Source organism: Actinosynnema pretiosum (assembly GCF_024171695.1).
GTDB classification, from domain to species: domain Bacteria; phylum Actinomycetota; class Actinomycetes; order Mycobacteriales; family Pseudonocardiaceae; genus Actinosynnema; species Actinosynnema pretiosum.
Genome location: NZ_JAMTCF010000016.1, coordinates 218,601 through 229,256, shown reverse-complemented (window position 1 = coordinate 229,256; position 10,656 = coordinate 218,601). Strand labels below are relative to the sequence as shown.

10 protein-coding genes and 2 pseudogenes are annotated in these 10,656 nt (G+C 69.9%); 9 read left to right on the top strand and 3 right to left on the bottom strand.

The features are described from left to right. A partial coding sequence (locus LV78_RS29645; protein ID WP_253849104.1) for an IS701 family transposase occupies positions 1-779 on the bottom strand: 779 nt, incomplete at its 3' end. Positions 780-1,086: 307 nt separating this feature from the next. Beyond that, entirely contained in the window at positions 1,087-1,932 is an 846-nt protein-coding gene (locus LV78_RS29640) for a helix-turn-helix transcriptional regulator (RefSeq protein WP_253849102.1), read from the bottom strand. Between the two features lie 85 nt (positions 1,933-2,017). On the opposite strand from LV78_RS29640, the gene LV78_RS29635 reads away from it, so the two are divergent. The 6 genes and pseudogenes from LV78_RS29635 to LV78_RS29610 all read left to right on the top strand — a co-directional run bounded on the left by LV78_RS29635 (position 2,018) and on the right by LV78_RS29610 (position 6,610). Continuing rightward, positions 2,018-2,452 carry a hypothetical protein gene (locus LV78_RS29635; RefSeq protein WP_253849101.1) on the top strand — a complete coding sequence of 145 codons (435 nt, stop codon included), beginning with the start codon at positions 2,018-2,020 and terminating at the stop codon, positions 2,450-2,452. Positions 2,453-2,613: 161 nt separating this feature from the next. Further along, positions 2,614-3,288 carry an IS630 family transposase gene (locus tag LV78_RS29630; protein ID WP_253849116.1) on the top strand — a complete coding sequence of 225 codons (675 nt, stop codon included), beginning with the start codon at positions 2,614-2,616 and terminating at the stop codon, positions 3,286-3,288. An 87-nt stretch (positions 3,289-3,375) separates the two neighbouring features. Further along, on the top strand, positions 3,376-3,534 hold the full coding sequence (locus LV78_RS29625) for a hypothetical protein (protein ID WP_253849099.1): 159 nt from the start codon (positions 3,376-3,378) through the stop codon (positions 3,532-3,534). 132 nt (positions 3,535-3,666) lie between these two features. Beyond that, entirely contained in the window at positions 3,667-4,620 is a 954-nt protein-coding gene (locus LV78_RS29620; RefSeq protein WP_253849097.1) for a recombinase family protein, read from the top strand. 150 nt (positions 4,621-4,770) lie between these two features. Further along, positions 4,771-4,968, top strand: a pseudogene (locus LV78_RS29615) (IS5/IS1182 family transposase); the annotation flags it as partial. Between the two features lie 193 nt (positions 4,969-5,161). Next, positions 5,162-6,610, top strand: coding sequence for an ATP-binding protein (locus LV78_RS29610; protein WP_253849095.1), 1,449 nt, complete (start codon positions 5,162-5,164; stop codon positions 6,608-6,610). A 135-nt stretch (positions 6,611-6,745) separates the two neighbouring features. On the opposite strand, the gene LV78_RS29605 is transcribed toward LV78_RS29610, so the two are convergent. After that, positions 6,746-7,186: a transposase gene (locus tag LV78_RS29605; RefSeq protein ID WP_253849093.1), complete on the bottom strand. Its 441-nt coding sequence runs from the start codon at positions 7,184-7,186 to the stop codon at positions 6,746-6,748. 671 nt (positions 7,187-7,857) lie between these two features. Here LV78_RS29605 and LV78_RS29600 point away from each other — a divergent pair. From LV78_RS29600 to LV78_RS29590, 3 genes and pseudogenes are all read left to right on the top strand, one after another. Next, positions 7,858-8,115: a hypothetical protein gene (locus LV78_RS29600; protein WP_253849091.1), complete on the top strand. Its 258-nt coding sequence runs from the start codon at positions 7,858-7,860 to the stop codon at positions 8,113-8,115. Positions 8,116-8,313: 198 nt separating this feature from the next. After that, positions 8,314-9,831, top strand: a complete 1,518-nt coding sequence (locus tag LV78_RS29595; protein ID WP_253849089.1) for a hypothetical protein — start codon at positions 8,314-8,316, stop codon at positions 9,829-9,831. 249 nt (positions 9,832-10,080) lie between these two features. Further along, a pseudogene (locus LV78_RS29590) lies at positions 10,081-10,651 on the top strand (IS110 family transposase); the annotation flags it as partial. Between the last annotated feature and the right edge of the window lie 5 nt (positions 10,652-10,656).

The window sequence follows — 10,656 nt, the reverse complement described above, 5'->3', positions numbered from 1 at the left end:
CCGTCACCGCAGCTCAGGCGCTGCCAGTTCTCGTCCGGGACGGCGGCGATCAGGCCGTCCGCCCGTTCCTTGGTCAACCACATGGTCACGACCGAGGCGCTCTTCGGGACCGCCACCACATGCGCGATATCCCGACCCTCCATCCACAACCGAAACTTCGTGTCCATCCCGTAGAGCTCGTCGGCGGTCACCCACGCGAACGGCACCCCGGAATCGACGGCACGTTCGACCATCCGCCGGGCCAACACCTGCTTGGTCGCGAACCCCACCTCGTCGCCGACACCGGCCTCCCGACACCTGGACCGGTCCGCCGTCCATTCCCTCGGAAGGTAGAGTTCACGGTCGACCAACGCCCGCCCCCGGTCGGACGCGTAGGCCAGGAAGACGCCGATCTGCGAGTTCTCGACCCGACCGGCAGTCCCCGAGTACTGCCGCGCGACCCCGGCCGACTTCACACCCTTTTTCAGGAAACCCGTCTCATCCACGATCAGGACACCGTTCTCCGGATCGCCCAGCACTTCCGTCACCATCGCCCGCAGGTCGTCACGGACGCCGTCCTCGTCCCAGGCGTAGAAGTTCAGCAACCGCTGCATCCGCTCAGGCCCCGACTGGCCGGTCGCCTCCGCCAGGGCCCATCCGTTCTTACGCTCCACTTCGGACAATAATCCTCTTACGTGGCAACGCATCTGACGTCTCGACTCCACACGCGGGAACCTGGCCGCGAAACCGCCCACAAACGCTTCGAACCCCGCCGACCACGACCGCACGTCCTCGACCACCATCAAGACGGTATACCCGCCCCTGGTCAATAAATAACAACCTGTCGTTGTCGTAATAAGGAGGACAGTGCAGGAGTACGCCCGCGAAGTAGGGGATTTGAACTGGAAACTGGTCCCGCCTGGCACCGGGTGGCGACTCAAGCGCGCCAGGAAGAAGCAGCGGACCGGGGTACTCGTGGAAGCCCTTCGACCGGAATCGTCCGCCGGAGCGCTGGAACCTGGGGCTGCTCCGGGACGGCGAGCAGGAGTTCCGCTCGGTGCTCACTGGCGTGCGCCCGAACCGCTGGACACGTCTCGGTGAAGCCCCCTACCGCGCCACCAGCGCCCCCGCCGTGATCATGTGCAGCAACTCCAGGTTCCGCGCGTCCCGCGATCCCGGCTCGGCGGTGAACAGCACCAGGTGCTGGTCGCGGTCCGGGAGGAGCAGGGTGTCGCAGTCCACGGTGATCTCGCCGACCTCGTCGTGCCTGAACGTCTTGGTGAGCACCGGTTCGGGTCGCACGTCGTGGCCTCGCCAGAGAGTCGCGAAGTCGGTGCTGCGCTCGTTCAGCTCGGCCACCAGGGCGCGGATCGCCGGGTCCTCCGGGTAGCGGGCGGTCGCGGTGCGGAGTTGGGCGACCACGTGGTGGCGCAGTTCCGCCAGGTCGGTCACGTCGGTCCTGGTGCGGTGGGTCACCTCGGGAAGGAAGGCGTGCCTGGCCAGGCTGCGGTTCGGCGGGGACATCGCCTGCAGGTCGCCCACCAGGGCCACGGCCAGGTCGTTCCAGGCCAGGATCTCGTACGCGGCGGACAGCACGATGCCGACGGTGCCCTGGAGGCGGTCGATCAGGGTGACCACGCTCGGCCTGACGGTGCGGTCGTGCGCGGTGGTGGTCCTGCGGACGGCGCCCGCCAGGTCGTGCAGGTGGGCGCTCTCCGGGGCGGTGAGCCGCAGGGCGGTCGCGATGCCCGCCAGCACCTCGCTCGACGGCCTGGGGGCGCGGCCCTGCTCGAGGCGGGTGTAGTACTCGGTGGAGATGTGGGCCAGCACTGCCACCTCCTCGCGGCGCAGGCCGGGGGTTCGGCGGCGCGGTCCCGCGACCAGGCCGACGTCCGGCGGGCGTAGCCGCTCGCGCCTGCTCCGGAGGAAGTCGCCCAGTTCCCGCTTGTCCACCCGGCGAGTATGCCCCCGCCCGAGGGCGGCACACCGGTACAGGTTGTGCCTGTCTCACGTGGACGGCCCCGGTGAGGGTGGTGCCGTGAACACCGAAGAGAACGCCGAAGTGAACGTCGAAGAGAATCCTGCCGGTTTCGTGCTCAACATCGGGCTGCACCCCCGTGCCGTCGACGGGCCCGGCAGGCCACGGGACCTGATGCCGCACGTCACCGCCGAGCAGGTGCAGGCCGGGCTGGACGCGGCGGGCGCCGAACTCGCGGGCATGGGGCTGCGGTTCGACACCTGCCTGCTCGACCGCGCGCCCGGCGGGGAGGAGCGGGTGCGCGACGCGCTGCTCGCCCAGGACTACGACGTGATCGTGTTCGGCGGCGGGGTGCGGTTGGACCCTGCGATGACGCCGCTGTTCGAGAAGCTCGTCGACGTCGCGCGCGTCCACGCCCCCGGCGCGGCGCTGTGCTTCAACACCGGGCCCGACACCACGATCGACGCGGTGCGGAGGTGGTGGCCTCGGGGGTGACGCCGTCGGGCGGCAGCCAGGGTGTCGCGGACCTAGTGCTGCATCTCTGAACGTTGTCCCGGTAATTGGCCTGGTGGGTTGACGGTCCAGGCTGGTCCTCCCATGTCGAGCGGGAGGTGGTTGTGGGTCGTCGTCCGGAGGTGTTCGTCCGGCCGTTGTCCATGGATGAGGGCCGGAAGCTGGCCCGAATCGGGCGGACCGCGAAGGACCCGGTGCGCCTGCGTCGGGCGATCGTGGTCCTGATGTCGACCCAAGGGCAAGCCGTTCCCGACATCACGTCGTTGATGCAGGTCAGCGCCGATTACGTGCGGGATGTGATCCACGCGTTCAACGAGCGGGGGTTCGCGGCGCTGGACCCAAAATGGAGCGGGGGACGCCCGAAGGTGATCGGTGAGGCGATCCGGCAACGGATCTGCCTGATCGCCCGGACCTCCCCCGCCTCCCGGGGCATCACCGCGTTCTCGACCTGGTCGCTGTCCAAGCTCCGCGCCCACCTGCTCAACCGCGGCACCGTGGCGGCGATCAGCCGGGAGACCCTGCGCCGCATCCTGCGCGCAGGCGGCGTGCCCCGGCAGAGCACCTCCACCTGGAAAGCCTCCACCGACCAGGACTTCCTGGCGAAGATGCACCGGATCCCGGACCTCTACGACCATCCACCCGCCGACGGCCGGGTCATCTGCGTGGACGAGTTCGGACCACTGAACCTCATGCCACGCAAGGGCAAAGCCTGGCGCCCGGTCGGGTCACCACATCGATTACGGGCGACCTACAACCGCCATCACGGTGTGATGCACATGCTCGCCGCACTCGACCTGACCACCGGGAAGATCCACTAGCGCACCCGGCGCCGCAAACGCCATGGCGAGTTCCTCGACCTCCTCAAGGCCCTGCGCGACCGGTGGCCTGCGCAGAAGCTCTACATCGTGATCGACAACTTCTCGCCCCACCGCACCCACGCCGAGCAGAACGCCGCGATCGCCGCCTACATCCGCTGGCGCAACGCCCGAGCCCGACCCAAGACCGGCTGCGCCACCGACTCACCCATCCGAAGCTGGACCGATTACCCGACCAAGGTTGCGTAACGCGGCACTAGCGCGATCCCGGACCCGTCGGAGCAGGGACCGGGCGGCGCGTGTGTCGTGGGTGCTGGCCGGGGTGACCAGGACCGCGATCAGCAGCCCCATGGTGTCCACCACAAGGGTGAGCGGAACCGGGTGCGGATCAGGGTGCGCTCGGCGATGGCGGCTCAGGCTTCCGTTGAGGGTCGCTTCCTCGGTGGGCGTCCGCCGTATGGCTACCTGATCGCCGACGCCGGGCCGCACCCGAACCCCGGCAAGGCCGCTGACGGCAAGCGGTTGCACCGCTTGGAGGTGGACCCGGTGGCCGCGCCGGTGGTGCGGCGGATCTTCGCGGAGTACGTGGGTGGTCGGGGGATCTTCGCGATCGCGGAGGCGTTGACCCGTGACGACATCGCCTGTCCGTCGGCGCACGACCGGGCGCGGAATCCGCATCGGTCGGGGGTGGCGTGGTCGAAGGGGGCGGTGCGGGCGATCCTGGCCAACCCGCGCTACACCGGGCGGCAGGTGTGGAATCGGCAGCGCAAGGACGAGGTGCTGATCGACGTCGACGATGTCGCTCTGGGGCATGAGACGCGGTTGCGGTGGAACGAGCGGGACAAGTGGGTGTTCTCCGAGCAGGTCGTGCACGAGGCGATCGTCGACCCCGACACCTTCACCCGCGCCCAGGAGATCGCCGGCGCCCACGGGGCGGGGCGCAATACTCGTGAGGGGAACAAGCGGGTCACCAACACCTACCTGTTGCGCGGTCTGGTCCGGTGCGGGTTGTGCGACCGGAAGATGCAGGGGCAGAAGGTGAAGGAGTTGTTGTACTACCGGTGCCGGTTCCCGAACGAGTACGGGCTGGCGAACAAGGTCGAGCACCCGGTGAACGTCTACCTGGCCGAGCGGGACGTGATCGGTCCGTTGGACGACTGGTTGCACACCTGCTTCGCGCCGCACCGGTTGGACGAGACAGTGCGGGCGATGTGCGAATCGCAGCCCAATGACGCCCACGATCCGGCCGCTGAGGCGGCGCGGGTGGTGGTGCGGGAGTGCAAGCAGAGGATCGCCCGGCACCGGGCCGCGCTGGAGGCGGGGCGGATCCGCTGATGATCGCGGAGTGGACCCGGCAGGAACAGGCCCGACGTGCCGAGGCGATGGCGCGTCTGGCTGCGTTGCCCGCTGTGGTGCCGCGCATGAGCGAGGGGGACATCCGGCACGTGATCGACCGGCTGGGGGATGTCCGACGGGTGCTCCGTGCGGCCACGGCTGTCACACGGGCAGAAGGCCGCCAACCGGGCACACGCCCGCAACTGAGCCCAGGGTGAACGTGCCGTGTCACCGCTCAAGGGCTGGAAACTCCTTGCCACGCTGCGCTGCTGCCCACGCCGAGCCACCGCGACCGTCGCGGCCATCCTCGTCCCGCACCCCATCGAGCCCCGCCGCCAACCGCGATGAAAAGGCTCAGTGGTCTGGGTCGCCATTCGGATCTCCGTCGGCCTTGAAGTGGACGATGGTGCGATCGGAGCGACGTGATCGACAATCAAAGGATGCTGGGCGGTTTCAGCTCTTTGGTCTAGGTTTCAGACCCGCGCGGAGTAACGGTCATGCCGTAGATGGCGTCTATGTAGATGTCACCTACACTAAGTGTATGGCTGGTTTTGTCGGCAGGACTGCAGAGTTGCGGCTGCTCTCCAAGCGTCTGGACCGGGTATCGGGTTCAGGGGAGGGTGCCGCGGTCGCGGTCCGTGGTAGGCGTCAGGTGGGCAAGTCCAGGTTGGTGCAGGAGTTCTGCGACCGCGCGGACGTGCCCTACTTCTACTTCGCCGCCACCAAGGGGGCTTCGCCGGTCGAGTCGGTCACCGGGTTCCTGGCCGAACTGGCGGACTCCTCGTTGGCTGCCGCTGCGGACGTGTCGCCTCCTTCCGGTGTCACGGGCGGGTGGGCGGATGCGTTCCGGGTTCTGGCGTCTGCGTTGCCGGAACGGCCGTCGATCGTGGTGCTGGACGAGGTGCCGTGGTTGGCCGAGCAGGACGAGGTGTTCGGCGGGGCGTTGCAGACCGCCTGGGACCGGTTGTGGTCGCGGCGTCCGGTGCTGCTGGTGTTGTTGGGAAGCGACCTGCACATGATGGAGCGGCTGACCGCGTACGACCGCCCGTTCTACGGGCGTGCGGACAACCTGGTGCTCGGACCGCTCAACCCGGCCGAGGTGGGAACCGCCCTGGGGTTGGAGGCTGCGGAGGCGATCGACGCGCACCTGGTGACCGGGGGGCTGCCCGGCATCGTGCGGAGTTGGGCGCATGCCGTGCCTCCGGCGGAGTTCTTGCGGCAGGAGTGCGAGGACCCGGCGGCTCCGTTGTTCAGCGTTCCGGAGTCGGCGTTGATGGCGGAGTTCCCGGCGCCCGATCAGGCGCGGCGGGTGGTGGAGGCCATCGGCGGGGACAGTCGCACCCACGCCAACATCGCCGCTGCGGCGGGCAGCAGTCACGGGCAGGTCCCCTCGGGCACCTTGTCGCCGTTGCTGCGCAAACTGGCTGAGGAGAAGCGGGTCCTGGCCGTGGACCACCCGCTGTCGACGGTGGCGGGCAAACCCGCGCTGCACCGGGTGGCGGACAGCAATCTGCGGTTCTACCTGTCGATCGGGCGTGCGGTGCAGGAGCAGGCCCGGCGGGGACGGCCGCAGACGGGCAGGCGGGTGCTGGAGCGGCAATGGACCACGTGGCGTGGTCGGGCGGTGGAGCCGCTGGTACGCGAGGCGCTGGAGATCGCCGGGCAGGCGGGGGAGTTGCCCTGGCCTGAGACCGCGGTGGTGGGCGGCTGGTGGAACCGGCAGCACAACCCGGAGATCGACCTGGTCGGCGCGGACCGCACACCGGTCGCGGGCAGGATCGACTTCGCGGGGTCGGTCAAGTGGATCGGCACCCCGTTCGACCGCCACGACCTGACGGCGCTGCGTCGAGGGGCCCTTGAGATCCCCGGTTACGAGGCTGGGCGCTGTGGCCTGGCCGTGGTTTCACTATCCGGCGAAGACCTGGGAGGTGAAGAGGTCGACCTGCTCTGGGGGGCCGGTGACGTCATGAACTGCTGGAACGCGCTCTAAACTTGTCTTTTCGCCCTCCTTTCAGGATAAGTGGAGGCGTCGGTAGCAGATCAGGGCACAGGCCAGGTGCAGAAAGCCTTGGTGAAGGTCGGCGCGGCGGTCCCAGCGGGTGCGCAGGCGTCGGTACTGGTGCAGCTAGGACATGGTGCGTTCGACCACCCAGCGCAGTGTGCCCAGCCCGGAGCCGTGGGGGTGGCCGCGGCGGGCGATCAGCGGGACGATCCGTCGTTGTCGCAGGGCGTTCCGGTTGGCCTGGCTGTCGTAGCCGCGGTCGGCGAGCAGCACCGCGGGCCGCCACCTCGGCCTGCCGGGTTTGCCCGCGATGCGGGGCATCGCGTCGAGCATCTCGGTCAGGGCGCTGGTGTCGGGGGTGTTGGCCGCGTGGGACCAGTCGATCCTGTTCGCCGCGTGCAACTCGACCAGCAGCACCTCGTGCAGGCGCTGCGTCCAGATCCTTGCCAACCCGGCCGGACGACTGGTGCGGACGGCATGATGCGCACTCCGTTCAAGCGCCACACCGGCGTTATCGAACGGCTCGCCGTCCTCACCGGCTACAACACCACCCAGCTCGGGCACGTCTTCCCGATCACCCCGAACCCACCCCGCGTCCCCTGGGCCTTCGCGTCCCGGAACCAGCCGAGCCTGGCCGACCTGCACCAGCGCTACCTCCCCTGGGCGCTGGTCACGTGCGAGCACTGCGCCGCACCCAGGCCCCCACCGCGTCACGGTCCGCTGCTGGTACCGCCGCGAACAACGGACCTGCCTGCGCCACCGACGATGGCTCGGTGCCGCAGGCATCCGCGTCACACAGGACCAGCTCGCTCTCGACCACACCCCCGACGTTCTCAAGGCCGGCCACCGACTGCACGACCTCGCCCGCCGCCACGACCCCATCCAGGTGGCCGGAACCTGGTCTACGCCAAGCAGTGGACCCTGGACCTCCAGACGATGGCCGGCTCGTTCAACCACGACCGACACAAACGCCCCATGCGTTCCGGCGAGGCCCCACGCCAGCGCTTCTCCTCCGGGGTGGAAGTCCAGCGCACTGCCCGATCCGAACCGGCAGTTCACCTTGTGGCCGAACCCGTACGGCCCGTGCGACGCGGCGACGGACCGGTCAGGGAACCCCTGGGACATCACGGCGGCGCCACCCCGGAACCCCGGCGCCAACCCGGCCAGGGCACACTTCTGCCTTGACCGGAACCTGGCGACCGACCCGTCGCACAGCCGGGGAGGGTGAGGCGAACGTGGTGGTGATCGCACTGCTGGTTCTCATCGCCGTCGTGTCGGTGGTGGCAGCGGCGCTGAAGGTGGGCAGCAAGCGCACGACGGCGGCGGTCCTCCTGCTGCACGTGGTGGCGTCGGTGACGCTGATCGCCACCCTGGAGGGCCCGCTGAACCTGTGGATCATCACCCTGGGCCCTGGCCTGCTGGTGGCCACGCCCCGCCTGGTCACCACCCTGGTGGGACTGAGCCGGGCCCGGAGCGCATCCGCAGGCGCGTAGCACTCGGCGGCTGCCGGTGGAACCCGGCAGCCGCCGCCCGGTCCGTGCCCGCCCGGCGTCGCTGTCGCGACCTGCCTCAACGGGCACGTCATGGGGGAGCGGTCGTGCCCGCGCGCCCCTTCCCCCCCGGTCCGTCCCCGCTGGGACCGTCCTCGTGACCACCGCGCCCGTTCCCGGTCACGAGGATGTGGAGTGCCCATGCGCGCACAGGAGCACGACCCGGCAGCCCCGCAGGGACCTCGGTCGCGCCGGGGCGCGGTGCCGATCCCCGGCCAGCTGGCCCCGGACGCGCCCTGGGGGCGGCACGACGTCCTGCACCTGCAACGCACCCTCGGCAACGCCGCAGCGTCCCGCCTCGTCGAATCCCGGCGGCAGGGCTCGCGAGCGCAGGCGAGCGTGCCGCCGGTGCAGCGCGTGCCGCACCAGACCCTCGAAGCACAGGTGAACCAGCTCGACAACCTGCCCGCGATGTGGGTGCCGAACGAGGAGTTCGACCAGGACGGCAACGTCGTCGGCGCACTGCCCGCCGCCCACGCGGGCAGGCGCGGCGGGAACGTGGTGGACGCGCTGCGCGTCGAGCGGAAGCTGAGCCTGCCCCGCGTCGGCGGACGCCGGGACCGCCTGGTGACCACCTGGGAGGTCGAGTACCAGACCTCGTTCTTCGTCTACACGGTGCAACTGATCAACGACCCGTCGGCGTCGACTTCCGGCACCCTGATCGACCTGGAGCAGCCGTTCCAGGTCGTCAAGAGGGTGCCCAAGGGGTCGAAGGGCGTCTCGATGGGGCGGCCCTACCGGTTCGGGGACTACTGGGCGGTCAACCCGGCCTGCCAACCCGACTTCGGCACGCTCGGGCGCGACAAGGGCATGGAGGAGCTGGCCAAGGCACGCGGTCTGAAGAAGGAGGACCAGGTCGACAACGCGGGCCACGACTGGCTCGTGCAGCTGCCCAGCGACCCGACCCAACCGTTCCTCTTCTACACGCGCGGCGCCACGGACCCGAACTTCACGCACCGGGACGGCAGGCGCAAGGACGACCGCCGCTTCCTGCTCCCGGCTGATTACGACGCGCTGGCGCAGCAGGCCAGGACCGGGGGCCGGACGCGCGACCAGGTGGGCGTGAGCATGAACCCCACCGTGACCCGGCAGGACGCCCGCCGCGGCACGGCCGCGGCGATGGGCGGCGTCCAGGCGCACGCCACCATGCCGGACACCGGTCGCGGCGGGGGCGGCGGCCGGCTCGCCTCGCACGAGTGGTGCCACCTCATCGGCGACGGCGACGGCGGCCCCAGCCAGTTCCAGAACCTGGTGGTCGGTACCAACGCGGTCAACACCGAGCAGCTGGCCATGGAGACCGCGCTGCGCGACTTCCGGCAGCGCATGGACGGGATCGGGTGCGCGATACGGCTGAACGTCGAGGCGATCCTGGAGCAGGTCGAGGCGCAGGACGTCTCCGGGATTCCCGGCGGTCGCTACAACAAGGCCGACTGGATCAGCTTCACCATCGACGTGGTCGACAAGGACCCGAGCGCGGGTCCCGTGCGGGACAGGCCGCGGAAGGAGCTCGTGCACCGGCAGGTCATGGACGCGAATCGCGGCACCATCAGCGAGCTGGAGTTCAAGAGCCTGCACATGCAGGTGCGGAACCAGCTGAGGTTGACGCACGAACGGCTGAAGCCCCAACGGGCTGGCTCTCCCATGGACGTCGACGGTTAGGGCTTCGGGGGCGGTGCACGTGCCCCATTGCCTTTTTCGTAGCTCCTGATCAAGGAGTTGTGGTCGCCGGGTCCGGCATGACTGACGCCCCCAGTCGAAGGCACGATCCGGGGGGTGTCACCGGAGTCGGTGGCATCGCCGGACCGCTGACAGGGACACGGCCACCCCTGGGCAGGTCTCGTCGTAACGTGGGTGCCGGCCTGCGACGCCCACCCGGCGGCCACCCGCGACGAACGAACGGCATGACCTGTGAACAGCGGTTACCAGGTGTTCCCAGGCCTGGACGTGGGCAAGGGCGAGCACCACGCGGTGGGCCTGGAACCCGCCGGAAAGCGGCTGCACGACGCGCCCCTGCCCAACAGCGAACCGAGGCTGCGGGCCCTGTTCGACAAGCTCGCCGTCCACGGGCCGCTGCTGGTGGTGCTCGACCAGCCCGCCACGATCGGCGCGCTGCCGGTCGCGGTGGCCCATGGCCCGCGTGGCCTACCTGCCCGGTCTGGCCATGCGCCGGATCGCCGACCCCTACCCCGGCCGGGCCGAGACCGACGCACGCGACGCCTTCGTCATCGCTGACGCCGCCCGCGGCCTGCCGCACACCCTGCGCCCGGTCGACGTCAGCGACGAGGCCCTGGCGGAGCTGGACGTGCTCGTCGGCTTCGACGACGACCTAGCCGGCGAGGCCACCCGCATCGCCAACCGCATCCGCGGCCTGCTCACCGGCGTCCACCCCGCACTCGAACGCGCCATCGGCCCGCGCATCGCCCACCCGGCGGTGTTGGAGCTCCTGTCCCGTTGCGGCGGCCCCACCGGCATCGCCAAGCCCAG

Coding starts and splice junctions, on each gene's coding strand:
- LV78_RS29595 (WP_253849089.1), top strand. CDS start 8,314: ATGCGCGCACAGGAGCACGACCCGGCAGCCCCGCAGGGACCTCGGTCG.
- LV78_RS29610 (WP_253849095.1), top strand. CDS start 5,162: ATGGCTGGTTTTGTCGGCAGGACTGCAGAGTTGCGGCTGCTCTCCAAG.
- LV78_RS29630 (WP_253849116.1), top strand. CDS start 2,614: ATGGATGAGGGCCGGAAGCTGGCCCGAATCGGGCGGACCGCGAAGGAC.